The sequence below is a fragment of the Streptomyces sp. NPDC053541 genome, assembly GCF_044544705.1.
Taxonomy (GTDB): Bacteria; Actinomycetota; Actinomycetes; order Streptomycetales; family Streptomycetaceae; genus Streptomyces.
The window spans coordinates 189,546-215,588 of sequence record NZ_JBITXM010000006.1; the positions used below are offsets into that span (position 1 = coordinate 189,546).

Annotated in this window: 19 protein-coding genes; 6 read left to right on the top strand and 13 right to left on the bottom strand. The window is 74.6% G+C overall.

The genetic code is table 11. The annotated features are described in order from the left end of the window. Positions 1-245: 245 nt before the first annotated feature. Genes ACIGW2_RS17325 through ACIGW2_RS17340 form a run of 4 tightly spaced genes read right to left on the bottom strand, consistent with a single transcriptional unit; the run spans position 246 to position 7,144 of the window. Positions 246-2,366: an AAA family ATPase gene (locus ACIGW2_RS17325; RefSeq protein ID WP_399844307.1), complete on the bottom strand. Its 2,121-nt coding sequence runs from the start codon at positions 2,364-2,366 to the stop codon at positions 246-248. Continuing rightward, complete coding sequence (locus ACIGW2_RS17330; protein ID WP_399844309.1) at positions 2,363-2,866, bottom strand: hypothetical protein; 504 nt, start codon at positions 2,864-2,866, stop codon at positions 2,363-2,365. The genes ACIGW2_RS17325 and ACIGW2_RS17330 overlap by 4 nt, the downstream gene beginning before the upstream one ends. Positions 2,867-2,912: 46 nt before the next feature. Continuing rightward, positions 2,913-4,253 (bottom strand): SWIM zinc finger family protein, encoded by a 1,341-nt coding sequence (locus ACIGW2_RS17335; protein ID WP_399844310.1) that lies wholly within the window; start codon positions 4,251-4,253, stop codon positions 2,913-2,915. Next, the gene (locus ACIGW2_RS17340; protein WP_391655222.1) at positions 4,250-7,144 is read right to left on the bottom strand and encodes a DEAD/DEAH box helicase; all 2,895 of its coding nucleotides are present in this window, start codon (positions 7,142-7,144) and stop codon (positions 4,250-4,252) included. The genes ACIGW2_RS17335 and ACIGW2_RS17340 overlap by 4 nt, the downstream gene beginning before the upstream one ends. Before the next feature lie 224 nt (positions 7,145-7,368). Between ACIGW2_RS17340 and ACIGW2_RS17345 the strand changes: the two genes are divergently transcribed. After that, entirely contained in the window at positions 7,369-7,704 is a 336-nt protein-coding gene (locus tag ACIGW2_RS17345) for a hypothetical protein (protein WP_391655221.1), read from the top strand. Here the strand turns inward: ACIGW2_RS17345 and ACIGW2_RS17350 are convergent. Further along, entirely contained in the window at positions 7,694-8,425 is a 732-nt protein-coding gene (locus tag ACIGW2_RS17350) for a class I SAM-dependent methyltransferase (RefSeq protein WP_391655220.1), read from the bottom strand. The genes ACIGW2_RS17345 and ACIGW2_RS17350 overlap by 11 nt on opposite strands. 110 nt (positions 8,426-8,535) lie before the next feature. Between ACIGW2_RS17350 and ACIGW2_RS17355 the strand changes: the two genes are divergently transcribed. Continuing rightward, positions 8,536-8,811, top strand: a complete 276-nt coding sequence (locus tag ACIGW2_RS17355) for a DUF6343 family protein (protein WP_391655219.1) — start codon at positions 8,536-8,538, stop codon at positions 8,809-8,811. A gap of 15 nt (positions 8,812-8,826) precedes the next feature. Here ACIGW2_RS17355 and ACIGW2_RS17360 read toward each other — a convergent pair whose 3' ends face one another. The 4 genes from ACIGW2_RS17360 to rpsA form a co-directional block, all read right to left on the bottom strand. Then, positions 8,827-9,198 carry a tetratricopeptide repeat protein gene (locus ACIGW2_RS17360; RefSeq protein ID WP_265866174.1) on the bottom strand — a complete coding sequence of 124 codons (372 nt, stop codon included), beginning with the start codon at positions 9,196-9,198 and terminating at the stop codon, positions 8,827-8,829. A gap of 156 nt (positions 9,199-9,354) precedes the next feature. Next, a complete protein-coding gene (gene coaE, locus ACIGW2_RS17365) occupies positions 9,355-9,960 on the bottom strand; it encodes a dephospho-CoA kinase (protein ID WP_392175959.1) in 606 nt (201 codons plus the stop codon). A 139-nt stretch (positions 9,961-10,099) separates the two neighbouring features. After that, positions 10,100-11,038 carry a PAC2 family protein gene (locus ACIGW2_RS17370; protein ID WP_391655217.1) on the bottom strand — a complete coding sequence of 313 codons (939 nt, stop codon included), beginning with the start codon at positions 11,036-11,038 and terminating at the stop codon, positions 10,100-10,102. A 198-nt stretch (positions 11,039-11,236) separates the two neighbouring features. Continuing rightward, on the bottom strand, positions 11,237-12,730 hold the full coding sequence (gene rpsA / locus ACIGW2_RS17375; protein ID WP_031072721.1) for a 30S ribosomal protein S1: 1,494 nt from the start codon (positions 12,728-12,730) through the stop codon (positions 11,237-11,239). A gap of 360 nt (positions 12,731-13,090) precedes the next feature. On the opposite strand from rpsA, the gene ACIGW2_RS17380 reads away from it, so the two are divergent. Continuing rightward, positions 13,091-13,921 (top strand): class I SAM-dependent methyltransferase, encoded by an 831-nt coding sequence (locus ACIGW2_RS17380; protein WP_361588152.1) that lies wholly within the window; start codon positions 13,091-13,093, stop codon positions 13,919-13,921. Between the two features lie 151 nt (positions 13,922-14,072). Then, positions 14,073-16,646, top strand: a complete 2,574-nt coding sequence (gene hrpB / locus ACIGW2_RS17385) for an ATP-dependent helicase HrpB (protein WP_399844315.1) — start codon at positions 14,073-14,075, stop codon at positions 16,644-16,646. Here the strand turns inward: hrpB and ACIGW2_RS17390 are convergent. From ACIGW2_RS17390 to ACIGW2_RS17400, 3 genes are all read right to left on the bottom strand, one after another. Further along, positions 16,630-17,637 (bottom strand): DUF3068 domain-containing protein, encoded by a 1,008-nt coding sequence (locus ACIGW2_RS17390; protein ID WP_399844317.1) that lies wholly within the window; start codon positions 17,635-17,637, stop codon positions 16,630-16,632. The two genes, hrpB and ACIGW2_RS17390, sit on opposite strands and share 17 nt — an antisense overlap. 11 nt (positions 17,638-17,648) lie before the next feature. Beyond that, positions 17,649-17,789, bottom strand: coding sequence for an SPW_0924 family protein (locus tag ACIGW2_RS17395; protein ID WP_356067135.1), 141 nt, complete (start codon positions 17,787-17,789; stop codon positions 17,649-17,651). Positions 17,790-17,935: 146 nt separating this feature from the next. Then, positions 17,936-19,690: a lytic murein transglycosylase gene (locus ACIGW2_RS17400; RefSeq protein WP_399844319.1), complete on the bottom strand. Its 1,755-nt coding sequence runs from the start codon at positions 19,688-19,690 to the stop codon at positions 17,936-17,938. 196 nt (positions 19,691-19,886) lie between these two features. On the opposite strand from ACIGW2_RS17400, the gene ACIGW2_RS17405 reads away from it, so the two are divergent. After that, positions 19,887-20,777 carry a DUF4184 family protein gene (locus ACIGW2_RS17405; protein WP_391655213.1) on the top strand — a complete coding sequence of 297 codons (891 nt, stop codon included), beginning with the start codon at positions 19,887-19,889 and terminating at the stop codon, positions 20,775-20,777. Positions 20,778-20,838: 61 nt separating this feature from the next. Here ACIGW2_RS17405 and polA read toward each other — a convergent pair whose 3' ends face one another. Beyond that, a complete protein-coding gene (gene polA, locus ACIGW2_RS17410) occupies positions 20,839-23,559 on the bottom strand; it encodes a DNA polymerase I (RefSeq protein ID WP_391655212.1) in 2,721 nt (906 codons plus the stop codon). 165 nt (positions 23,560-23,724) lie between these two features. Between polA and ACIGW2_RS17415 the strand changes: the two genes are divergently transcribed. Continuing rightward, entirely contained in the window at positions 23,725-26,007 is a 2,283-nt protein-coding gene (locus tag ACIGW2_RS17415) for an FdhF/YdeP family oxidoreductase (RefSeq protein ID WP_399844322.1), read from the top strand. Positions 26,008-26,043 lie beyond the last annotated feature (36 nt).

Below are 26,043 nucleotides of genomic sequence, written 5' to 3' on the forward strand. Positions count from 1 at the left end.
GCGCCTCGCCGCGTTGTGGCCGGTCGTTGACGGCCCCCGGGCGAAGCCCAGGCGGAGTACCCCACCGCATCGCGCCCGCCCCCTCGGCCCGGCGGCCGGGGAGGTGCCCCCACCTCCGCCTTGCGTTCCGAGGCACCGGACGCGGGAGGGCTCGGGGAGACCCCACGCACCGGACGCCGCTCTCCCCCGCAGCCCTTCGGGCACGGCGGGTGCCCCCGGGTCCGGCCTGATCCGAGAGAAACGACCTATCCGTCGGAAGCCTCAGGCGCCTCCGTCGTGTCCGTCGCCTCCAGTGCGGCGCGCAGGGCGGCGCCGCGTGGGGAGCCGAGGCGTTCGTGGAGGGTGGCGGCCTCGGTGAGGAAGGCGCGGCGTTCGGCGGGGGTGGCGGCGGCGCGGGCGCGGAGTTCGGCGATCTCCGCGTCCTGGACGGGGGCCTTCTCCCGGGCCATCCGCTCGGCCGCCTCGGCGAGGACGCGGGCGGCGCGCTCGCGGTCGCCGGCGGCGAGGGCCGCCTGGCCGAGGCTGGTGAGCACCCGGGCCTGGTTGTACGGGTCGGGGACGGGCAGGTCCGCCATGAGCCGCCCGGCCAGTTCCAGGGTGGCGGCGGCCTCGGCGTGCTCGCCGCGGCCGGAGAGGGCGCGGCCCCGGTGGTGGGCGAGCAGGGCGCGGGCGCGCGGGTCCTCGGTGAGGGTCCGGGCGGCCCTGAAGCAGGCCTCGGCCTCCTCGTACCGGCCCTGCTCCAGGCGCACCAGGCCGAGGGACTCGACCGCGGTCGCCTCGCCCCGGCGGTGGCCGCAGCGCCGGTCGGCCCCGGCCGCGGCGGTGAACGCCCGCTCGGCCTCGTCGAGGCGTCCGAGGCCCTTGAGGGCGAAGCCGAGCTGGGCGTGCATCCGGCCCTCGGCCTCGGGGACGGCGGGGCAGCGGGCGGCGGCGCGGACGCCCAAGTGGTGGGTGGCCAGCCAGTCCTGGTGGAAGCCGTTGCGGAGGAAGAGGCTCCAGAGGGTCTCGCACAACTGCCAGGTGAGCTCGTCGAGTCCGTACTCGTCGGCGGTGCGCACGGCCTCCACGAGGTTCTCGCGCTCGTCGAGGAGCCAGTCGGTGGCCTGTTCGGCGGTGCGCGGGTCCGGGGGCAGCCGGTCGTAGGCGGGGCCGAGGTGCCAGCGACCGGGCATGACGCGGGCGTCCGCGGCGGCGGCCGCGGCCAGGTGGTGGCGGAGCAGCCGGCCGACGGCCGCGGCGGAGCGGGCGGGTCCGTCGACCCGGAGCGCGAGGCGCTCGGCGTGGGCGCGCAGCAGGTCGTGGTACCGGTAGCGGCCGGCGGTGTGCTCCTCCAGGAGGTGGACGGCGGCGAGTTCGTCGAGCAGGGCCGCCGCCTCCGGTCCGGGGACCCCGGCGAGCGCGGCGGCGGCCGGGGCGGTGAGCGCGGGCCAGGGGCGCAGTCCGCCGAGCCGGTAGAGGCGGGCGGCGTCGGGGCCGAGGTCCTCGTAGGAGGTGTCGGCGGCTGCGGTGACCGGGTCGGTGCCGGGTTCGTCGGAGGGTGCCGCGGCGGTGGCCATGTCGCGCTCCAGCTGCTGCCAGGTGAGGTGGGTGCGGACGGCGAGCCGCTCGCCGGCCATGCAGAGGGCGAGCGGGAGTCCGCCGCAGCGGCGGGCGACGGCCGCCGCCTCGTCGGCTCCGGGGGTCTCGCGGCCGGAGAGCCGGGTGAGCAGCAGGGCGGCGTCGGCGGGGCCGAGCGGCGGGAGCTGGATCACGCGGGCGCCGGCCTCGCGGACCAGTCCGTCCAGCCGGCGGCGGCTGGTGACCAGGGTGAGGGAGCCGGGGCCGGTGGGCAGCAGCGGCAGCACCTGGGCGGCGGAGTGGGCGTTGTCGAGGACCGCGAGCATGCGGCGGTCCGCGGTGAGGGTGCGGTACCAGTCGATCTGCTCCTGCTCGTCCGCCGGCAGGTACGGGGGTGCGACGCCGAGGGCGCGCAGGAAGCGCACCAGGACGGTGGACGGCGTGACGGCGGTGGCGGTGGTGTCGCCGCGCAGGTCGGCGTGGAGCTGGCCGCCGGCGTAGCGGTCCTGGAGGCGGGCGGCGAAGTGGAGGGCGGTGGCGGACTTGCCGATGCCGCCGGTGCCGGTGAGGACGACGACCCGGGGCGCGTCCTCGTCGGGCGCGTCCAGCAGGGCGGTCAGCCGGGCGAGTTCGGCCTGCCGGTCGGTGAAGTGGGGCGCGGGCGGTGGAAGTAACCGGGGCGGGCGGCTGTCGGGGAGGATCGCCGGGACGGCGGCGGCCACGGTCAGCGTGTCGATCCGCCCGGCCTGGACGACGGGCCCGTGCACGGTGCCGCCGACCTCGTTGCGCACCAGGGGGTCGGCGTTCACGGGCGCGGCCCGTCCGGTCCGGCGGGGTCGCGGCCGTCGCCCCTGTCCCGGGCGGTGCCCGTGTCGTGGACGGTGTGCATCCGGTGGACGGTGCCGACCTGGAGGACGAGGCCGTGGCTGCCGCCGGTGACGGTGTTGTGGACCGTGGTCACCTGCTGCGGCACGGCCGCGCCGGCGCCCTCCAACTCGGCGAGAATGCGGCGCAGTTCGGCCGCCGCATCGGGGTCGGCGAGCAGGCTGCGGCGCATCCGGGCGCGCCATTCGACGCGGGCCTCGGTGCGGGCCTCGTCGGCCGCGTCCTGGTCGCCGCCCTCGGTGGCGCGGACCAGTTCCTCGCGTGCGGCGTCGAGTTCGGCGCCGACGGCCTGCTCGTCGCCGCCGGAGCGGGCGGCGAAGAACGCGGCCACCCGGGTCCTGGCCCGCTCCCAGCCGTCGCCGACCATCTGCTGGACGAGGGCCGTCGCCCCCGCCGTCGCCAGTGCCACCAACTCGGCTTCCACCGGGCCCCCTTCGCCGTCCGCCGGATCAGTCCTCCCAGCCTATCGGTCACCTTCCGAGCAGGGCGGTGATCGCGCCGACCGGGTCGGCGTCCGGGGTGCCGCGTGGCCACCAGTCCTCGCGGTCGGGGTCCGACTCGTAGCCGTACCAGAGTCCGTCGCGGCCGAGGCGGAGCTGGAGCGAGCGGGTGGACAGGCGGTTGCGCCAGGGGCGGAAGGGCGGGAGGTCGGCGGCGAGCAGGGCGGGGCGGGCCCGGTCGAAGGGTCCGGCGGGCGGGTCCCAGGGCTCCTCCAGGACGGCGAGTCCGGCGGGGCCGCCCTGGCGCCAGGCGGCGACGGCCCGGGCCAGGTCGGTGGGGGTGCGGTCGAGGGCGTAGGCCAGGTCGCGGTAGAGGGCGCGGGTGGAGGCGGTGAGGCCGGAGCCGGGGTGCGCGGCGGCCAGCCGTACCGCGTCCTGCCAGGGGGTAAGGGCGGCGACGGGGTCGTGTCCGGTGACGAGGAAGGCGTGGGCGCGGGCGGCGGCCTCCCCGGCGAGGAGGTCGAGGGCGAGCGGGTCCGGCGCCTCGGGGTCGGCGGGGAACACGGCGGGCCGGCCGGGCCGGTCGGGTGCGGGGAAGGGCGGGGGCAGCGGCGACGGCGTGTGGCCGGTGGTGGGGGCGAGCACGGTGCGGGCGAGGACGGTGGGCAGGGCGGGGGCGGCGGGGGTGCTCTCGGCGGCGGCGAGGGCGGCGTTGCGCCGGGTGAGGTCGGCGAGCAGTTCCTGTTCGTCGCGGCCGCGCATGAGGAAGAGGACGAAGGGGTCCTCGTCGAGGAGGCGGGCGGCCTGATAGCAGAGCGCGGCGGCGTGCTTGCAGGGGTAGCCGTCGTCGGGGCAGGTGCAGTCGGGGACGAGGTCGCCGGGGGCGGGCAGGAGTCCGGTGACGGCTTCGAGGGCGTGCGGGACGTCCTTGTCGAGGAGGGCGGCGATGTGCTCGGGGCGGGCGGCGGCCTCGTCGAGGAAGCGTTCCCAGTCGTCGTCGCCGAGGGTGCGCAGCCGGATCTCCGCGCGGTACGGCCGGGGGCGGCTGCCGTGCACATAGGCGACGACGCGGCCGGGGGTGACGGTGATGGCGTCGACGTGCCCGCGCTGGGCGTAGGCCTTGCCGCGGGCGAGCCGGGCGGGGTCGAGTGCGGTGTCCTCCAGGGCGTCCACCCAGGCGTTGCCCCACCAGCTGGCGGCGAAGCGGCCGTCGGGGGCCTCGCGCGGGGCGAGCGGGGGGAAGGTGCGGCGCCGGGCGTCGGGGCGGGGCGCTCCGCCCGTACGGGCGGCGGCGCGCGAGCGGGCGAGGCGGCCGGCACCTGTCTGGGGGCGGCCCGGCCGGTCGCCGGGCAGGGGGCCGTGGGGGCTCATGCGGGCCTCCTCAGGGACACCAGGTCGGCGAGCTCGCGGTCGGTGAGCTCGGTGAGGGCGGCTTCGCCGCTGCCGAGGACGGCGTCGGCGAGGGCCCGCTTGGCGCGGAGCATCTCGGCGATGCGGTCCTCGACGGTGCCCTCGGCGACGAGCCGGTGGACCTGGACGGGCTGGGTCTGGCCGATCCGGTAGGCCCGGTCGGTGGCCTGTTCCTCGACGGCCGGGTTCCACCAGCGGTCGTAGTGCACGACGTGGCCGGCCCGGGTGAGGTTGAGGCCGGTGCCGGCGGCCTTGAGGGAGAGCAGGAAGACGGGGACCTCGCCGGCCTGGAAGCGGTCGACCATCCGCTCGCGCTCGGCGACCGGTGTGCCGCCGTGCAGCAGCTGGGTGGGGACGCCCCGGGCGGCCAGGTGCTCCTCCAGGAGGCGGGCCATCGACACGTACTGGGTGAAGACGAGCACGGCGCCGTCCTCGGCGAGGATCGTGTCGAGGAGCTCGTCCAGCAGGGCGAGCTTCCCGGAGCGGCCGGCGAGGCGGAGCCGGCCGGTGGCGGCGCGGGCCCCGGAGCCGGGGGCGCTCTCCTTCAGGTAGAGCGCCGGGTGGTCGCAGATCTGCTTGAGCGAGGTCAGCAGCTTCATGACCAGGCCGCGCCGGGCCATGCCCTCGGCGCCCTCGATCCGCGCCATGGTCTCGCGCACCACGGCCTCGTAGAGGGAGGCCTGTTCGCGGGTGAGGGCCACCGGGTGGTCGGACTCGGTCTTGGGCGGCAGCTCGGGGACGATCCCGGGGTCGGACTTGCGGCGGCGCAGCAGGAAGGGGCGGACCAGCCGGGCCAGGCGCTCGACCGCCTCCTCGTTCTCGATCTCCCCGGTGTTCTCCACGGCGCGGGCGTGCCGGGAGCGGAAGGCCTTCAGGGGTCCGAGGAGGCCGGGGGTGGTCCAGTCGAGGAGCGCCCACAGCTCGGAGAGGTTGTTCTCGACGGGGGTGCCGGTGAGGGCGACGCGCGCGGGGGCGGGCACGGTCCGCAGTGCCTTGGCGGTCGCCGAGAACGGGTTCTTGACGTGCTGGGCCTCGTCGGCGACGACCATGCCCCACTCCCGCTCGGCGAGCCGTTCGGCACTCGTGCGCAGGGTGCCGTAGGTGGTGAGGACGAAGCCGCCGTCGGCTCCGTCGAGGGAGCGGTCCGCGCCGTGGAAGCGGCGGACGGGGACGCCGGGGGCGAAGCGCAGGATCTCGCGCTGCCAGTTGCCGAGCAGCGAGGCGGGGCAGACCACGAGGGTGGGCGCGGTGCGGGCGCGGCGCAGGTGGAGGGCGATGAGGGTGACGGTCTTGCCGAGGCCCATGTCGTCGGCGAGGCAGCCGCCGAGGCCGAGCGAGGTCATGAGGTCGAGCCAGGCGAGGCCGCGGAGCTGGTAGTCGCGCAGGGTGGCGTCGAGTCCGGGCGGCGGGGACACCTCCTCGGGTCCGGCGAGCAGCCGGTCGCGAAGGGCGGCGAGGGCGCCGACCGGGACGGCGGGCACGGTCTCGCCGTCGACCTCGGCGGTGCCGGTGAGGGCGACGGCGAGCGCGTCGACCGGCTGGAGCAGGCCGAGCTCGCGCTTGCGGGCCTTGCGGACGAGGTCGGGGTCGACGACCACCCACTGGTCGCGCAGCCGGACCACGGGCCGGTGGGCCTCGGCGAGGGTGTCCATCTCGCGGGCGGTGAGCGGGTCGCCGTCGAGGGCCAGCTGCCAGTTGAACCGCAGCAGCTCGGTGCTGTCGAAGAAGGCGGTGCCGTCGGTGGCGGAGCCGGGCGCGGCCCGCTCGGGGCGGACCACGGCGGAGGCGGTGAGGGCACGGGCCAGGTCGCGGGGCCAGTGGACGGCGACCCCGGCGTCGGCGAGCCGGGCGGCGGCCGGGCCGAGGAGCTCGTACAGCTCGTCCTCGGTCACGGACATCACGTCGGGCACGTCCCGCTCGAGGAGGCGGCCGAGCGGTGGCCAGACGCGGGCGGCGCGGCGGAGCGCGAGGACCGCGTCGACGCGGGCGCGGGGCCCGAAGCGCTCGTCTCCCTCGCCGGCCCAGAGGGCGCCCGCGTCGACGACGAGGGTGGGGTCGGCGAGGCTGTGGACCTGGAGGAGCGCGGCGGCGGCCTGTCGCTCCTCTCCGTCGGTGGTGTCGGCGGGGCCGGACAGGTCGAAGAGCTCGAAGGGCGACAGATCGAGGCGGAGCGAGATCCGCACGCCGGCGTCCATGCCGGCGGCGGTCTCGGCGGCCCAGGCCCGGGCGCCGGGCAGCCGGCTGGGCTCGCGGGCGGCGAACGGGGCGCCGGCGGCGTGGGGCGCGGCAGGGGTGCGGGGCAGGGTGTCGGCGACGGCGTCGAGGAAGGCGCGGACCAGGGCCTCGGGCTCGGGCAGCCGGAGCGGGCCGGGCCCGGGGACGGGCACCGCGTGCGCCTCGTAGGGCATGGCGGCGGCGACGGCCCGCAGATGGGCGATGTCGTCGGCGTCGAGCGGCCCGGCCCGCCAGGCGTCGTGGTCGTCGGCGGTGAGCCCGGGCAGCAGCCGGCCGCGGGCGACCAGGTGCAGGGCGTGCAGCGCGGCGGCGCCCCAGCAGGCGGTGGCCGGGTGCGCGGCCGGGTGGTGGCGGGCGGCCACCAGGTGGGGCAGGGCGTCGGCGACGGGCAGCAGCACGGCGGGCACGGTCCGGCCGCGGGCGCCGGTGCCGTGCCTCCGTACGACGGTGATCTCGCCCCGCTCGGCGGTGGCGGGCAGCACCGGGTCCCCGTCGGGTCCGGGCCGCTCGCCGGGCAGCGGCCCGCCGTCGGGGGCCCACAGGGCGATGCGGCCGTCCCGGGGCAGGGCGGCGGGCAGGAAGACGGCGGCGGCGCCGCCGGTGAGGACTGCGGTCACGACGCTGCTCACCTCCCGCTGCGTGACGGATTCCGACTGGACCTCCGACCTTACGGGTGGGGTCTGACAACGGGCGCTTCCGGCGGTTCGCCCGACCGGCGCAACCGGGCATGACACCCGGTCGGGGAGGCGGCAGGGTGGCGGGCAACAGGCCTGGGCCTGCCCGGCGGACCAGGCCGGGACGGGCCCCCGGCCGCCACGCCCGACAGACGAGGAAGTCCGCCATGTCCCTTCACCGGCGTCTCACCATCGCCAGCGGGGCCGCCCTGCTCGCCTTCGCCCTCGCGGGCTGCTCCGGCCTCGGCCGCAGCATGGTGGGCACGGTCTCCTACGAGACCGGGCGCGAGCTGGTGGTGACGGTGACCAGCCCGTCGGTGAAGGGCTGCCACCGGCTCGCGCCGACGGGGGCGACCAAGGTGGAGAACGCGACGCTGGTGGACATGCGGCTCTACCGGACGCGGGACTGCAAGGGCGAGGACCCCATCTACCTGCCGAGCAGGACGGCCAACGAGATCGCGCCGGGCACCCTGCCGTGGCGCAGCTACAGCGTCATCCACTGACCTCGGGGACGGGCCGGGCGAGGACCCAGGTGCCGTCGTCCGTGAGGTAGCGCTCGACGGCGAGACCGGCCTCCGCGAGGTGCCCCTCGAAGGCCTCGGGGCCGAGCCGGCGGGACAGGAAGGTCTGGGTCCAGGTCACGTCCGGGAAGACGTACTCGCACAGCACCCGGTCCACGCCGTCGCCGACGGGGTCGGAGGCGGCGATCCGCACGGTGTAGCCGGCCGGGTCGTGGCGCTCGCGGGGCACGTTGTCGTGGTAGTCGGCGCCCTCGCGCTGGACGAGGACGTACCCGTCGTCCTTCACGTGCCGCCGGCAGGTCTCCAGGAGGCCCTGCCGGGTGCGGTGGTCGGCGCTGTGGACGAGGAACGAGCCGAGCACGACGGCGTCGAACCGGCGCGGCAGCCGCAGCTCCTCGATCGGGCTGAGCACGGTCTCCACGTCGGGGGCGCGCTCGCCGACGACGGCGAGCATCTCGGGCGACTCGTCGACGGCGGTCACGGCGAAGCCGCGCTCGGCGAGCGGGACGGTCACCCGGCCCGCGCCGCTGCCCAGCTCCAGGAGGGTGGCGCCGGCCGGCAGCGCGGCGCCGATCACCTCGGGCTCGATGCCGACGGACAGCCGCCGGTAGAGATCGACGGCGCAGCCGTCCGGGGTGATCGGTCCGGGGCCGGTCCCCCCGTGCCCGGTGCGGGTGCGTCCGGTGTTCCGCTGGTCGGTCATGCCGTGTCCCGTCCTCTGCTGTCGCGTGCTGTCGCGGGTTTCTCGGATCGCGGGTGGCGGGTGGATCCTGGAAGGTGCCCGAGGGTCCTCTCACCCGGGAGTGGCGAGTCATGCGTACCGGGAGTGAACCGGCGACCGCGCGCAGTGCGCTGCGGCTGCGGTTCTGGCTGAGCCTCTGGGGCCTGCTGTGGGCCGCCTTCGGCACCACGATGTTCTCGCTGGTCGAGCGGCCCGGCTGGGCGGCGGCGTGCGGGGTGCTGTTCGTGGTGGCGGCGGTGGACCTGATCATGGTCACCCGGCACATCCGGCAGGGCCCGCACTGGCAGCCGGGGCGGGACGTCCCGCCGTACGAGCCGGATCACGGCGGGCGCCGCCGGGGCCGCTGACCCGCGGGCGACGGCTCAGGCCTCGGCCGGGCCGAAGCGGGCGGCCTCCAGATACTCCGGCTTCGGATCCAGGGCGGCGGCGAGGCGGAAGTGGCGCAGGGCCTGGGCGGAGCGGCCGGAGCGCTCGAAGGTGCGGGCCAGCGCGAAGTGCGCGAACGCGTTGTCCGGCTCCCGCTCCAGGACCAGCCCGAACTCGAGCTCGGCCGAGCGGAGCTGGGCGGCGGCGAAGAAGGCGCGGGCGCGCAGCAGCCGAGCGGCGGTGTTCTCCGGATGGGCGGCGATCACCGAGTCGAGGAGCTTGACCGCGCCCCTCGGGTCCCGTGCGGCGAGCAGCTGCTCGGCGGCCCGGTAGTCGATGACGTGGGTCTCCGGGGTGCTCTCGGCCACGGCTTCTCCTTCCCCTCGCTCCGGCGTTTCAACAGCGGGCCCGGCGGCGGTATTCCGCCGGGCTGCGGTGCCGGGCCCCTCCCTGCCGGGCCTGCGCCGGGCATCCCTACCCATTCCGCGGGCACATGCGATCCGCCGGGCGCCGCCGGTTTCCCGTCAGCGGGGCTCCGCGGCGCGCTGCCGGAGCTCCTCCCAGACCTTGCGCACCTGCGGCTCCAGGGCCTCCAGGGGCCCGTCGTTGTCGATGAGGAGGTCGGCGACGGCCCGGCGCTGGGCGCGGGTGGCCTGCGCGGCCATGCGGGCCCGGGCCTCGTCCTCGGTCATGCCGCGCAGCCGGACCAGGCGGTCGAGCTGGGTCTCGGGGGCGGCGTCGACGACCACGACGAGGTCGTAGAGGGGGGCGAGGCCGTTCTCGGTGAGCAGCGGCACGTCGTGGACCACCACGTCGTCGGGGCCGGCCAGGGCCTTCAGCTCGGCGGAGCGGGCGCCGACGAGTGGGTGGACGATCGCGTTGAGGGCGGCGAGCCGCTCGGGGTCCTGGAAGACGATGGCGCCGAGCCCGGGCCGGTCGAGGGTGCCCTCGGGGGTGAGGACGCCCTCGCCGAACTCGGCGACGACGGCGGCGAGCCCGGGCGTGCCGGGCTCTACGACCTCGCGCGCGATCCGGTCGGCGTCGATCAGCACGGCGCCGTACGAGACGAGCAGCCGGGACACTTCGCTCTTGCCGGCACCGATACCGCCGGTCAGGCCCACGGAAAGCACGACCACTCCTCCAGCTCCCGTCCCCGCGTGCGCGGGGAGCGTTTTCCGGCGCCGGTCCCTCCGGTCAGACCCACCGGATCATCCCCGCACCGGCGGGGAGCATAGCTGGACGGGCGGTTGCGCAGCGAGGGCGCCCGGGCTACGCGTCGCCTTCCCGTTCGGCGAGGAAGCGCTCGAACTCGCGGCCCAGCTCGTCGGCCGAGGGCAGGTCGACCGGCTCGGCGACCAGGCTGCCGCGGGTCTCGGCGCCGGCCACCGCGTCGTACTGGTGCTCCAGGCCCTGGACCAGGGCGGTCAGCTCCTCGTCGCCCTCGCCGATCTGGCGGTCGATCTCGGTCTGGGTGCGGCGGGCCTCGGTGCGCAGGGCGTGGGCGACGCCGGGCAGGACGAGGCCGGTGGCGGCGGTGACCGCCTCCAGGACGGTGAGGGCGGCGTCCGGGTACGGCGAGCGGGCCACGTAGTGCGGGACGTGGGCGGCGACGCCGAGGGTGTCGAAGCCGGCCTCGCCGAGGCGGAACTCGATCAGGGACTCGGCACTGCCGGGGACCTGGGCCTCGTCGAAGGGGCTGCGGTGGCCGGGCATGAGGTCGACGCGGTTGCCGTGCGGGGTGAGGCCGACCGGGCGGGTGTGCGGGACGCCCATGGGGATGCCGTGGAAGTTCACGGCGAGGCGGACGCCGAGGCGCTCGACGATCTGCCCCACGGCGGCGGCGAACCGCTCCCACTCGACGTCCGGCTCGGGCCCGGAGAGCAGCAGGAAGGGGGCGCCGGTGGCGTCCTGGACGAGGCGCACCTCGATCGCCGGGGTCTCGTAGGCCGTCCAGCGGTCGCGGCGGAAGGTCAGCAGGGGCCGGCGGGCGCGGTAGTCCACCAGCCGGTCGTGGTCGAAGCGGGCCACGAGCTGGTGGGGCAGGGTGTCGAGCAGTCGCGTGACGATCTGCTCGCCGGTCTCGCCGGCGTCGATGTAGCCGTCGAAGTGGTAGAGCATGACCAGTCCGGCCGACTCCTGGGCCAGGGCGAGGTCGACCACGGCCAGGCCCTTCTGGTCCCATTCGTACAAATCCTGGGGATCAAGCACGGTTTCCACTCCTCCTCGCGTTCTCTTCGGTCAACACCCGTTGCCCCAGGCCCATTCCCGTGGAGTGACGGAGGTCCGCGCGGATTTCACGGCGTGTTCGGCCAGAGGGGCAGGAGGACCGGAGAAACGACCGAGGCCCGCCTCCCCGGAGGGAGGCGGGCCTCGACGCTAGCTACTGGAGCTCAGCGGTGAGCCTGTTCAGCTCTGGCCGCCGGCCAGCTTCTCGCGCAGGGCGGCGAGGGCCTCGTCCGACGCCAGGGCGCCGGAGTTGTCGTCCGACTCCGAGGAGTAGGAGCCACCGGTCGGCGCGGCGGCCGGAGCGGCGGCGCCACCCTCGGCAGCGGCGGCCTCGTCGGCCTCGCGGGACTTGATGACCTGAGCCTGGTGCTGCTCGAAGCGCTGCTGCGCCTCGGCGTACTGGGTCTCCCACGCCTCGCGCTGGGCCTCGTAGCCCGGCAGCCAGTCGTTGGTCTCGGGGTCGAAGCCCTCGGGGTAGATGTAGTTGCCCTGGTCGTCGTAGGACGCGGCCATGCCGTACAGGGTCGGGTCGAACTCGACCGAGGCCGGGTCGGCACCGAAGGACTCGTTGGCCTGCTTCAGCGAGAGGCTGATGCGGCGGCGCTCGAGGTCGATGTCGATGACCTTGACGAAGATCTCGTCGTTGACCTGGACGACCTGCTCCGGGATCTCCACGTGGCGCTCGGCCAGCTCGGAGATGTGGACCAGACCCTCGATGCCCTCGTCCACGCGGACGAACGCACCGAACGGAACCAGCTTGGTGACCTTACCCGGAACGACCTGGCCGATCTGGTGGGTACGGGCGAACTGCTGCCACGGGTCCTCCTGGGTCGCCTTCAGCGACAGGGAGACGCGCTCGCGGTCCATGTCCACGTCGAGAACCTCGACGGTGACCTCCTGGCCGACCTCGACGACCTCGGACGGGTGGTCGATGTGCTTCCAGGACAGCTCGGAGACGTGGACGAGACCGTCGACGCCACCCAGGTCCACGAAGGCACCGAAGTTGACGATCGAGGACACGACGCCGGAGCGGACCTGACCCTTCTGCAGGGTCGTGAGGAAGGTCTGGCGGACCTCGGACTGGGTCTGCTCGAGCCAGGCGCGGCGGGACAGGACCACGTTGTTGCGGTTCTTGTCCAGCTCGATGATCTTCGCCTCGAGCTCCTTGCCCACGTAGGGCTGGAGGTCGCGGACGCGACGCATCTCGACCAGGGAGGCCGGGAGGAAGCCGCGGAGGCCGATGTCGAGGATGAGACCACCCTTGACGACCTCGATGACGGTACCGGTGACGATGCCGTCCTCTTCCTTGATCTTCTCGATGGTGCCCCAGGCACGCTCGTACTGGGCGCGCTTCTTCGAGAGGATCAGGCGGCCTTCCTTGTCCTCCTTCTGGAGAACCAGGGCCTCGATCTCGTCGCCGACCTTGACGACCTCGTTCGGGTCGACGTCGTGCTTGATCGAGAGCTCGCGGCTCGGGATGACACCTTCGGTCTTGTAACCGATGTCGAGCAGGACCTCGTCCCGGTCGACCTTCACGATGACGCCGTCGACGATGTCGCCGTCGTTGAAGTACTTGATCGTCTCGTCGATCGCTGCGAGGAAGGCTTCCTCGTTACCGATGTCGTTGACCGCAACCTGCGGGGTGGTGGCGGTGGTCTCGGTGCTGCTCGTCATGTGGGAAAGGGCTCCGGTACGGACATTGAAGTCGTAGGTACTGCTACGCCGAGAGCCCGTATCGCAGCTGAAGAAGCCGGACAGCAAAAGAAGCACCCGACCCGAAGTGGGTCGATGCCTCGAGAACCGAGGGGACATACAACAGATGCGAGCGCAGCCTGCTCCGTCTGAGGCGCGCAGGCCCGCAGCGCAACCTTTAGCATACGGGGGCGGCCGGACGGGGTCAATGCGCGAAGCGCGCACCCGGGGCGGATCGCCGCATATCCGGCACAACTCATGTCGGCCCAGGCCATCCTGGCCACGGGAGGCCGCCCGCATCTACGCGCGCGGCTCTGAGCGCAAACTACATCGACGGGCGAGATGAACCAAGAGTACGGACACGAAGACGGGCCCGAGGACGAGGCGGAGGCCACCCGGCGTGACGCCGGGGAAGCGGAGAGCAGCCGGGCCAGCCGCGGCTGGTGGGACCGCAACGCCGACGAGTACCAGAGCGAGCACGGCGCCTTCCTCGGGGACGACCGGTTCGTGTGGGGACCGGAGGGTCTCGACGAGGCCGCCGCCGGGCTGCTCGGCCCGGCCGGCTCGCTGAAGGACCGGGACGTCCTGGAGATCGGCGCGGGCGCGGCGCAGTGCTCCCGCTGGCTGGCCGCCCAGGGGGCGCGGCCGGTGGCCCTGGACCTCTCGCACCGGCAGTTGCAGCACGCGCTGCGGATCGGCGGCGGGGTGCCGCTGGTCGAGGCGGACGCGGGGGCGCTGCCGTTCCGGGACGGCAGCTTCGACCTGGCGTGCTCGGCCTACGGGGCGGTGCCCTTCGTGGCCGATCCGGTACGGGTGTTCCGCGAGGTGCACCGGGTGCTGCGGCCCGGCGGGCGCTGGGTGTTCTCGGTGACCCACCCGATCCGCTGGGCGTTCCCGGACGAGCCCGGACCGGAGGGCCTGTCGGTGGCGGCCTCCTATTTCGACCGGACGCCCTACGTCGAGCAGGACGAGCGGGGGAACGCGGTCTACGTGGAGCACCACCGGACGATCGGGGACCGGGTGCGGGACGTGGTGGCCGGCGGTTTCCGGCTGGTGGACCTGGTGGAGCCGGAGTGGCCGTCCTGGAACGACCAGGAGTGGGGCGGCTGGTCCCCGCTGCGCGGGAACCTGATCCCGGGCACGGCGATCTTCGTGTGCGAGCGCGCCGACTAGGTCGTTCCTTCCGGATCAGACCGGAGGGTTCTTTCGGATCAGACCGGAGGGCCCGCGCGCCGGCGGGGCGCTCGCTCGATTTGTCATATGAATCGGCGGGCCTGTGGACAACGGCGCGCACCGGGCCGGCCCGACGTACGAGACTGACCGCGTGATCCGAAACGACGCACTCGATCTGCTTCCCGTCCGCCATGCCGTCCCCGAGCTGCTGACCGCGCTCGACGAGCGCGGCACGGCGGTGCTGCACGCCCCGCCCGGGACCGGCAAGACCACGCTGGTCCCGCTGGCCCTCGCGGGGCTCATAGGGGACGGGCCGGAGCGGCGGGTGCTGGTGGCCGAGCCGCGCCGGATGGCGGTGCGGGCCGCCGCCCGGCGGATGGCCTGGCTGCTCGGCGAGGAGGTCGGCGGAGCCGTCGGCTTCTCCGTGCGCGGGGAACGGCGGGCCGGTCCGGGCACCCGGGTCGAGGTGGTGACCACCGGCGTCCTGCTCCAGCGGCTCCAGCGGGACCCGGAGCTGGCCGGGGTGGACACGGTGCTGCTGGACGAGTGTCACGAGCGGCACCTGGACGCGGACACGGCCCTCGCGTTCCTGGTGGACGTGCGGGCGACGCTGCGGCCGGAGCTGGGGCTGATCGCCGCGTCGGCGACGAGCGACGCGGCGGCCTGGGCGGAGCTGCTGACCGTGCTCGACGGCAGCGGCCCGGCGCCGGTGGTGTGGGCGGAGGGGCAGGGCCACGGCTCGGCGATCCACTTCGCGCCGCCGCCGGCCGGGGTGCGGCCGGCGCACGGCACCTGGGTGGACCCGGCGCTGCTGCGGCACGTGGCGGGGACGGTGCGGGAGGCCCTGGAGCGGCACGAGGGCGACCTGCTGTGCTTCCTGCCGGGCACCGGCGAGATCGCCCGGACGGCGGGGCTGCTGGCGGACCTGGACGCCGAGGTGCTGCAGTTGCACGGGCGGGCGCCGGCGTCGGTGCAGGACGCGGTGCTGCGCGGCGGCGGGCCGGGCGGGCGGCGCCGGGTGGTGCTCACGACCTCGGTGGCGGAGTCGAGCCTGACCGTGCCGGGGGTGCGGATCGTGGTGGACTCGGGGCTGTCCCGGGAGCCTCGGATGGACCACGCGCGGGGGCTGGGCTCGCTGGCCACCGTGCCGGTGTCGGCGGCGGTCGCGACGCAGCGCGCCGGGCGGGCCGGGCGCGAGGCCTTCGGGACGGTGTACCGCTGCTGGTCGACGGCGGAGGACGGACGGCTGGCGCGGTTCCCGGCGCCCGAGATCAGGGTCGCCGATCTGACCGACTTCGCGCTGCGGACGGCGTGCTGGGGCGATCCCTCCGCGTCGGGCCTCGCCCTGCTCGACCCGCCGCCTGCCGGGGCGATGGCGGCGGCCCGGCAGGTGCTGACGGCGATCGGTGCGGTGGACGAGGAGGGCCGGGCCACGGAGCGGGGGGTGCGGATGTCCCGGCTCGGGCTGCATCCGCGGCTCGGCCGGGCGCTCCTCGACGGGGCGCCCGAGGTGGGCGCCCGGCGGGCGGCGGAGGTGGTGGCGCTGCTGAGCGAGGAGCCGCCGAGGGAGTACGGGGACGATCTGGCGGCGGCCTGGCGCGAGGCGCGCCGGGGTGCCGACGGGTACGGGGCGCGCTGGAAGGCGGAGGTCCGGCGCCTGGAGCGGTCGGCGGCCGAGGCCGCGGGCGGCGCGGCCGGCTCGGGCGGCTCGGGCGGCTCGGGCGCGGCGGCGGGGGCCGGCGACCAGGACGCGGTGGCGGGGCTGGTGACGGCGCTGGCGTTCCCGGAGCGGGTGGCGCGGGCCCGGGAGCAGGGCGGCTGTCTGATGGTGTCGGGCACCGGGGCGCGGCTGGCGGAGGGTTCGGGGCTGCGGTCGGCGCCGTGGCTGGCGGTCGCGGTGGCGGACCGGACGGTGCAGAGCGCGGTGGCCCGGGTGCGGCTCGCGGCGGTGGTGGACGAGGCGGTGGCGCGGCGCGCGGCGGGGCATCTGCTGCGCTCGGGCGAGGAGGTCCGCTGGGAGGACGGGGACGTGGTGGCCCGGTCGGTGGAGCGGCTGGGGGCGGTGGAGCTGACGGTCCGGCCGCTGCGGGACGCGGCGGATCCGGAGCTGGTGCGGGCGGCTCTCCTCGATGGGCTGCGCCGGGAGGGGACGGGGCTGCTGCGGTGGTCGCGGGAGGCGGTGGAGCTGCGGAGCCGACTGGCGTTTCTGCACCGGGTGCTGGGCGAGCCGTGGCCCGACGTGTCGGAGGAGGCGCTGCTGGGCCGGGCGGCGGAGTGGCTGGAGCCGGAGCTGTCGCGGGCGCGCCGGCGGGCCGATCTGGGGCGGATCGACGCGGGCGAGGGGCTGCGCCGACTGCTGCCGTGGGCGACGGGCGAGGCGGGGCGGCTCGACGAGCTGGCGCCGGAGCGGATCGAGGTGCCGAGCGGTTCGCGGATCCGGGTGGAGTACGGCGGGGAGCGGCCGGTGCTGGCGGTGAAGCTCCAGGAGATGTTCGGGCTCGCGCGGACGCCCCGGGTGGCGGGGATACCGGTCCTGGTGCACCTGCTGTCGCCGGCCGGGCGGCCGGCGGCGGTGACCTCGGACCTGGCCTCGTTCTGGCGGGAGGGGTACCGGGCGGTGCGGGCGGAGTTGCGGGGGCGGTATCCGAAGCACCCGTGGCCGGAGGACCCCTCGGCGGCGGAGCCGACCCGGCACACCAGCGCCCGGCTCAGGCGGGAGCGGTGACGGGGGCGGGGTCCGGGCCGGCGCCGGGGGCCGGGCCGGGCTCGCCGGCGGGGCGGCGGGAGCGGGCCTCGAGCCAGAGGGAGAGGGCGAGCAGGAGGAGGGCGAGGACGGTGAAGCTCCAGGGGAGGTAGCGGACGAGCAGGAGGACCATGAGGCGGTTGCTCTTGACCAGGTCGACGACGGAGGTGACGTAGTCCTCGCGCATCTTCACGTGGCCCGCGAAGACGGTGACGGTGTCCTGGCCCATGAGGGCCCGGGCGCCCCGGAGTTCCTCGCGGTGGATCTCCTCGCCGTTGACGGGGGCGCCGGTGACGGGGTCGACCCAGAACATGCGCCGGGTGGTGTACCAGCGGGTGAGGCCGGTCTTGGCCAGGACCTCGGGGGTGATGCCCTGGACGGGCATCGTCTTGGGCATGGGGACCTTGGTCCAGGGGACGGTCTGCTCGAAGTAGTAGACCTCCAGGCCGCGGAAGGTGCGGGTGCCCCGGTAGTGGATGGGGGCGGAGGTGCGGGTCTGGGCGTCGAAGTACTGGTAGTCCCGCTTCTCGGTGAGGAAGGGCCACTTGAACTCGATGCCCTCGCGGCGGACCGGGTCGCCGTCGACCATCTCGCCGGTGGCGTGGACGGGGTCCTGGGTGTGGGCGTCGAAGACGTAGCGCTCGGGGATCTTGGAGACCATCGTGCCGTCGGGGCCCATGACATAGGAGAGGGAGTCCCAGACGACGACGTCGCGGCCGGCGTCGCGTTCGATCCTCCTCGACTCCTCGACGTTGCCCTTGAGGGTCTGGACGATGGTGATCTTCTCGACCTGTTCGGCCTTGAGGGTGGAGTAGTTCAGCAGGGTCGCGGGCTTCGCCTCCAGGACGGTCTCCTGGTACTGGTTCGGCGGGATCTTGGCGAGCCGGGGGAAGGCGTACCAGCGCAGGGTGGGGGCCATGGCGGCGAGGAAGACCGCGAAGGCGAGCAGGACGAGGCTGGCTCGGCGGCGCATGGGGCGGCCCCTCACTTCTTGGGGCCGGGGTCGGTGGTGAGCAGGGGCCGCGGCGAGGTGGGGCCGTCCGGCGGCAGGTCGACGAAGGAGACGAGCAGGACGAACAGGAGGACGGGCACGAGTCCGATGACGGCTGCGGCAAGGGCACGCAAGGTCGGCCTCCCGGCGCTCGATCTGATACATCGTCAGGGCGGGGGCACCGTAGCAACGCGGCCGTGAGATGAGAACAGGTCGCACGCGCAACGCGGACGCCCCCGGGTCCGGCGGAGCGGACCCGGGGGCGCGGGGAAGCGGGCGGTCAGCTTGCCGGCGTGGGCGTCGGGGTGCCGGCCTCGGACTCCGAGGGGGCCGGGGTCGGCGTGGGCGTCGGGGTCGGCTCGGGGGCCGGGGCGGTGACCGTGAACGTGACGGTGACCGTGCCGCCGCCGGGTGCGGTGAGGCGCAGCGTGAAGGTGCCGGTCACCTCGCCCGCGTAGACGTCCGGCAGCGTGAGGGTGCCGTCGGCCCCGGTCTTCAGACCGGTGAGGGTGCGGACCGCGGTGCCGTCGGCGGCCTTGAAGAAGGGGCCGTCGGTGGCGGGCTTCGGGTCGGTGTCCGAGGTGACGAAGGTGGCGGTGAGGGCGACCCCGGAGGCGACGGTGCCGCCGTCGGTGGCCTTGACCCGCACCCGGTCGGCGAAGCTGCCGCCGGTGACGGCCGAGAGCTCCTTGGCGTCGAGGCGGGTGAGGGCGTCGGCGGAGCGCTCGGTGACCGTCGCGGTGAACTGGGCCGCCGTCAGGGAGCGGCCGACCACGGAGGCGCTGACGGTGAACGTGCCGGTCTGCTCGCCGGCCGTGAGGGCGGGGGCGAGGGCCTTGCCGTTGGTCCCGGTGACGGCGGCGACCTCGCGGGCGCCGGCGGCGAAGCGGGTGTCGGTCTCGCCGACGATCCGGAAGCGCACCGGGACGCCCGCGACCGGCTTGCCGGCCGCGTCGACGGCGAGGACGGCGGGCCGGGTGACGAAGCCGCTGCCCGCGCGGGCGGTCAGCGTGGTGGCGCCGTCCCGGGAGATCCGGGTCACCCGGCTCGCCGGGTCGGTGACCGGCGGGTTGGTGGGCTTCGTCGGCGCCGGCGTGGACGGCGTCGGCTTCGGGGTCGCCGGCTTGGACGGGGTGGGCTTCGGCGACGCGGGGCTCGTCGGGAGCGGGCGGGTGCCGGCCGGGGTGGTCACCGGGTCGTCGCTGCGGTGGCCGGGGAGCGGACCGGTGCCGTCGGGCACCTGGTGGCTTCCGCGCTTGTAGTACTCGAACCAGGAGAGCACCGTGCGGAGGTACTCGGTGGAGTGGTTGTAGCTGAGGATCGCCTGGTCCAGGTCGGCCTGGAGGGCGAGGTTGCGCCCGTTGGCGCAGAGGTAGAGACCGGCGGCCTGGGCCGCGTCGTAGATGTTGTTCGGGTCCTTCTTCCCGTCGCCGTTGGCGTCCTGGCCCCAGGTCTTCCAGGTGGACGGGATGAACTGCATCGGGCCGATCGCCCGGTCGTGCTTCGTGTCGCCGTCGTACAGCCCGCCGTCGGTGTCGCTGATGTCGGCGAAGCCGACACCGTTGAGAACGGGGCCGAGGATCGGGGACTTGGTGGTGCCGTTGGCGTCGACGTTGCCGCCGTTCGCCTGTCCGGACTCGACCTTGCCGATGCCGGCGAGGAGCTGCCAGGGCAGGTTGCAGTCGGGGTCGGTCGAGCGTATCGACTGCTCGGCGCGCAGATAGGCGGCGTGGACGGTCGCGGGTATGCCGGCCTCGCCGGGGCCGGTGACCAGCGGCAGATGGGTGGGCTGGCCGGGCTTGTTGGGGGTGTTCAGCGGGGGCAGCTCGGTGTAGTAGGGCGAGTTGCCGGAGGCCGAGCCGTTCGGGGGCGTCGTCGTGTCGCCGGCGCCGATCGGCAGGTCACCGCTCGCGCCGTCGGTGGGCGGCTGCGTCGTGTCCGGTGCCTGCGAGGCGGCCAGCGCCGCGACCGCGGCGGCCACGACCGCACCGCTGGTGGCTCCCCTGCGCAGCCGGCGGCCCAAGTGCGCTGCCATACGTGTGGTCCCTCCCCGGGTGTGCCCTCCGCGCTCCCCGCGCGGCTCCGACCCGCCGAACCCTATGCCAACTCCGGTCGGCCGAACACCGCGTGCTGACCGTGTTTCACTGTTTCGTCACTACTTGGCCGCCAGGGCTTTCTCACGGGGACGGTCCTGAATACTGGGGTGGCACGTCGGATCGAGGGGGAGTTCCGTGCCGTTCACACTCAGTCATGCCGCGGCGGTCCTGCCGGGCCTCCGCCGCGGAGGCACGGCCCGGGGCCCGTTGGTGGCCTCGGCTCTGGTCGCCGGGTCCTTCTCCCCCGACCTCACCTACTTCGCCGCCTCGGTGGTGCCGGGCGCGATGCGGTTCGGGGACGTCACGCACTCCTTCCCCGGCGTCGTCACCGTCGACGTGCTGATCACGGCGGCGTTGGTGGGGCTGTGGCTGCTGGTGCGCGAGCCGCTGGTGGCGCTGCTGCCGGGGCGGTGGCGCGGCCGGGTGTACGGGGTGCTGCGCGGCCGGCCGTGGCGGGAGCGGCGTCCGGCGGCGCTCGCCGGGTGGTTCGCGCTGTCGGCGGCGCTCGGCGCGACGACGCACGTGGTGTGGGACGCCTTCACCCATCTCGACCGCTGGGGCACCCGGGTGATCCCGGTGCTCGGCGAGGTCGTGGCGGGCTTTCCCGTCTACTTCTACGCGCAGTACGGGGGTTCGGCGCTGGCGCTGGCGCTGCTCTGCTGGTTCTCGCTGCGCGCGCTGCGTTCCCTGCCCCGGGACACTCCGGTGCCGGCCCGGGTCCCGGTGCTCGGCCGGCGCGGGCTGCTGCTCGCGGCGGCGGTGATCGGCGGGTGCGTGGTGGTGGGCGCGGTGCAGCGGGTGCTGCGCTTCTACGCGTACTGGGGCGGGATCGGGACGCCCGTCGACCTCATTCCGACGCTGTGCTTCGGCGCCGGGTCGGGGCTGCTGGCGGGCGTGCTGCTGTACGGGGCCGGGCTCCGGGTGCTGCGGCGCCCCGCGGCCCCGGCGGCTTCCGGTTCCCCGGCCGCCGTCGGCTCGCGGGCCCCGGCCCGTACCCCGGAGGAGGCCCGGCCGGGACCGCGCTGACCGTCGCCGGGGGCGGCCCCGGCGGCGGGGCGCCGTCGCGGCGCCCCGCCCCCGCGTCCTGTCAGTGCGCCGCCGAGTCCCAGTCGCGGCCCACGCCGACCGAGACGTCGAGCGGGGCGCGCAGCGAGACGGCGTTGGACATGCGGTCGCGGACCAGGGACTCGACCTGCTCCCGCTCGCCGGGCGCGAGTTCGAGGACGATTTCGTCGTGGACCTGGAGGAGCATCCGGGAGGCGAGGCCGGCCTCGGTCAGGGCGCGGTCGACGTCGAGCATGGCGACCTTGACGATGTCCGCGGCGGTGCCCTGGATGGGGGCGTTGAGCGCCATGCGCTCGGCGGCCTCGCGGCGCTGGCGGTTGTCGCTGTTGAGGTCCGGGAGGTAGCGGCGGCGGCCGAGCATGGTCTCGGTGTAGCCGGTCGCCCGGGCCTCGTCGACGACGCGGCGCAGATAGTCGCGGACGCCGCCGAAGCGCTCGAAGTAGGTGTCCATCAGTCCGCGCGCCTCGGCCGGGTCGATGCCGAGCTGCTGGGACAGGCCGAAGGCGGAGAGCCCGTACGCCAGGCCGTACGACATGGCCTTGATCTTGCGGCGCATCTCCGCGTCGACGGCGGACCGTTCGACGCCGAAGACCTGCGAGGCGACCGTGGTGTGCAGGTCCTCGCCGGAGGTGAAGGCCTCGATCAGGCCCTCGTCCTCGGAGAGGTGGGCCATCACCCGCAGCTCGATCTGGCTGTAGTCGGCGGTCATCAGGGCCTCGAAGCCCTCGCCGACGACGAAGCCGTGGCGGATGGCGCGGCCCTCGTCGGTGCGCACCGGCACGTTCTGCAGGTTGGGGTCGGTGGAGGAGAGGCGGCCGGTGGCGGCCACGGTCTGGCTGAAGGTGGTGTGGATGCGCCCGTCGGCGGCGACGGTCTTGATCAGGCCCTCGACGGTGGAGCGCAGCCGGGCCTGCTCGCGGTGGCGGAGCATGATCACCGGGAGCTCGTGCTCGGTCTGGCCGGCGAGCCAGGCCAGGGCGTCGGCGTCGGTGGTGTAGCCGGTCTTGGTCTTCTTGGTCTTCGGCAGGTTGAGCTCGCCGAAGAAGACCTCCTGGAGCTGCTTGGGCGAGCCGAGGTTGAACTCGTGGCCGACGGAGGCGTGCGCCTCCTTCACGGCCTGCTGCACGGCGCCGGCGAACTGCTGCTCCAGGGCCTCCAGGTGGTCGCGGTCGGCGGCGATGCCGTGCCGCTCCAGGCGGGCGAGCAGCTCCGAGGTGGGCAGCTCGACCTGGTGGAGGAGGTCCTTGGCGCCGACCTCGGCGAGCTTCTCCTCGAAGGCGGTGCCGAGGTCGAGCACGGCGCGGGCCTGGCTCATCAGGGCCTCGGCCTCGGCGGTGTCGTCGGCGCCGAAGGCGAGCTGCCCGTCGGCGGCCGCGGCGGGGGCGAGCTCGCGCCCGAGGTACTCGACGGACAGGGCGTCCAGGGCGAAGGAGCGGCGGCCGGGCTTGACCAGGTAGGCGGCGAGCGCGGTGTCCATGGTGACGCCGGCGACGCTCCAGCCGTGCTCGGGGAAGACCCGCATGGCGCCCTTGGCGTTGTGCATGACCTTGGGGCGCTCGGGGTCGGCGATCCAGGCGGACCAGGCCTTCTCGTCGGCCTCGTCGAGCTCGGTCGGGTCGAACCAGGCGGCGGCCCCGCCCGCGGCGGCGAGGGCGACCTCGCTGACGTTGCCGGTGCCGAGGGCCCAGCTGTCGACGGTGGCGATGCCGAGCGGCCCGTCGGCGTGCTCGGCGAGCCAGTCGGCGAGGCCGCCGGAGCCGAGGACGGTGAAGTCGAGCTCGACGCCGGGGGCGGGCGCGGGCGCGGTCTCCTCGGCGGCGCCGGGGTCGACCGCGAGGAGGCGCTCGCGCAGCGAGGGGTTGCGGATCTCCAGGGTGTCGAGGACAAGCGCGACGGCCGTGCGGTCGTACGGCGCGCGGGCGAGGTCGGCGACGGTCTTGGGCAGCTCGACGTCGCGCACCATCTCGGTGAGACGGCGGTTGAGCTTCACCGACTCCAGATGGTCACGGAAGTTCTGGCCTGCCTTGCCCTTGACTTCCTCGGCGCGCTCCACCAGCTCGGCGAAGGAGCCGAACTGGTTGATCCACTTCGCGGCGGTCTTCTCGCCGACGCCGGGGATGCCCGGCAGGTTGTCGGACGGGTCGCCGCGCAGGGCGGCGAAGTCCGGGTACTGGGAGGGCGAGAGCCCGTACTTCTCCTGGACCTTCTCCGGGGTGAAGCGGGTCAGCTCGGAGACGCCCTTGGTGGGGTAGAGCACGGTGGTGTGCTCGGTGACGAGCTGGAAGGAGTCCCGGTCGCCGGTGACGATGAGGACCTCGAAGCCCTCGGCCTCGGCCTGGGTGGCGAGGGTGGCGATGACGTCGTCGGCCTCGAAGCCCTCGACGGCGAAGCGCGGCGCGTGCATGGCGTCGAGCAGCTCGCCGATCAGCTCGACCTGGCCCTTGAACTCGTCGGGGGTCTTGGAGCGGTTCGCCTTGTACTCGGGGAACTCGTCGGAGCGCCAGGTCTTGCGGGACACGTCGAAGGCGACGGCGAAGTGCGTGGGCGCCTCGTCACGGAGCGTGTTCGCCAGCATGGAGGCGAATCCGTAGATGGCGTTCGTCGGCTGCCCGGTCGCGGTGGTGAAGTTCTCCGCGGGCAGTGCGAAGAACGCCCGGTACGCCAGGGAGTGCCCGTCCATGAGGAGCAGGCGCGGGCGGTTCTCTTCGGTCATATCGGTCTTCTTCGCTGCTGTCTCGGCCACGTGACGATCCTGCCACGCGCGACCGACATTCCCGTCCACCGTGCCCCGCCGCCGGTCCGTGACCGCCCGTGCGTGGTCCGTTGTCGGAGGGGCGTGACAGGATCGGTGGGTACGACAGCCTCGTACGTCAGCAGGGACACGCTCGGACGCTCAAGGGAGAGCGCGATGGTCAGCAAGCCGCCCGCCGGTGACCCGGTCCAGGACGCGCCGCAGGTCGCGGCCCCGCAGCACGCGGCGGCCGGGCTGCCCGCCGTCGCGCACACGCTGCGGATCGCGCAGGCGCAGATGGGCGTGCGGCGCACGGCGCGCACACTGCTCAAGGTCAACCAGAAGGACGGCTTCGACTGTCCGGGGTGTGCCTGGCCGGAGGGCGACAAGCGCCACGTGGCGGAGTTCTGCGAGAACGGCGCGAAGGCGGTCGCCGAGGAGGCGACGCTGCGCCGGGTGACGCCGGCGTTCTTCGCCGCGCACCCCGTGGCGGACCTGGCGGAGCGCAGTGGCTACTGGCTGGGGCAGCAGGGCCGGATCACGCATCCCATGTATCTGCCGGAGGGCGCCGACCGCTACGAGGCGGTGAGCTGGGAGCGCGCGTTCGCGATCATCGCGGAGGAGCTGACGGCGCTGTCCTCGCCGGACGAGGCGCTCTTCTACACCTCGGGCCGCACCAGCAACGAGGCGGCGTTCCTGCTGCAGCTCTTCGCGCGCGAGTTCGGCACGAACAACCTGCCGGACTGCTCCAACATGTGCCACGAGTCCTCGGGCTCGGCGCTGACGGAGACGATCGGCGTCGGCAAGGGCAGCGTGTCGCTGGAGGACCTGCACCGGGCGGACCTGATCGTGGTGGCCGGGCAGAATCCGGGGACGAACCATCCGCGGATGCTGTCGGCCCTGGAGGAGGCGAAGGCGGCGGGTGCGCGGATCATCTCGGTGAATCCGCTGCCGGAGGCCGGTCTGGAGCGGTTCAGGAACCCGCAGACCCCGCAGGGCCTGCTCCGGGGCACCGAGCTGACCGACCTCTTCCTGCAGATCCGGATCGGCGGCGACCAGGCGCTGTTCCGGCTGCTCAACAAGCTGGTCCTGGAGACGCCGGGCGCGGTGGACGAGGAGTTCGTCGCCGCGCACACGCACGGTTACGAGGAGTTCGCGGCGGCCGCGAAGGCCGCCGACTGGGACGAGACGCTGGCGGCGACCGGGCTGTCCCGGGCGGAGATCGAGCGGGCCCTGGAGATGGTGCTCGCCTCGGAGCGGACCATCGTGTGCTGGGCGATGGGCCTGACCCAGCACAAGCACGCGGTGCCGACGATCCGCGAGGTGGTGAACTTCCTGCTGCTGCGGGGCAACATCGGGCGGCCCGGCGCGGGCGTGTGCCCGGTGCGCGGTCATTCGAACGTGCAGGGCGACCGCACCATGGGCATCTTCGAGCGGCCGGCCCCGGCCTTCCTGGACGCCCTGGACAAGGAGTTCGGCATCGTCTCGCCGCGGCACCACGGCTATGACGTGGTGCGGTCGATCCGGGCGCTGCGCGACGGGGACGCGAAGGTGTTCTTCGCGATGGGCGGCAACTTCGTGGGGGCGACCCCGGACACCGAGGTCACCGAGGCGGCGATGCGCCGGGCCCGGCTCACGGTGCACGTGTCGACGAAGCTGAACCGCTCGCACGCGGTGACGGGCCGGCGCGCGCTGATCCTGCCCACGCTCGGCCGCACGGACAAGGACGTGCAGAAGGGCGGCCGGCAGTTCGTGACGGTCGAGGACTCGATGGGCCTGGTGCACGCCTCGCGCGGCAACCTGCCGCAGGCGAGCCCGCACCTGTTGTCCGAGCCGGCGATCGTGGCGCGGATGGCGCGGGCGGTGCTGGGCGAGGAGTCGCGGACGCCGTGGGAGGAGTTCGAGGCGGACTACGCGACGATCCGGGACCGGATCGCCCGGGTGGTCCCCGGCTTCGAGGACTTCAACGCGCGCCTCGCGGCGAACCCCGGCGGCTTCGCGCTGCCGCACGCGCCGCGCGACGAGCGCCGCTTCCCGACGGCGACGGGGAAGGCGAACTTCACGGCGGCCCCGGTGGAGTACCCGGCGGTGCCGGAGGGCCGGCTGCTGCTGCAGACGCTGCGCTCGCACGACCAGTACAACACCACGATCTACGGCCTGGACGACCGCTACCGGGGCATCACGGGCGGCCGGCGGGTGGTCCTGGTGCACCCGGAGGACGCGGCGGCGCTCGGCTTCGCGGACGGGGCGTACGCGGACCTGGTGAGCGAGTGGACGGACGGCACCGAGCGGCGGGCGCCCGGCTTCCGGGTGGTGCACTACCCGACGGCCCGGGGCTGCGCGGCGGCCTACTACCCGGAGACGAACGTGCTGGTGCCGCTGGAGTCGACGGCCGACGTCAGCAACACCCCCGCGAGCAAGTCCGTGATCGTGCGTCTGGAAGAATCCGCACCCGCCTAAGCGTTTGCTCAGGCGCGAGTGGAAGACCGGCCGTAC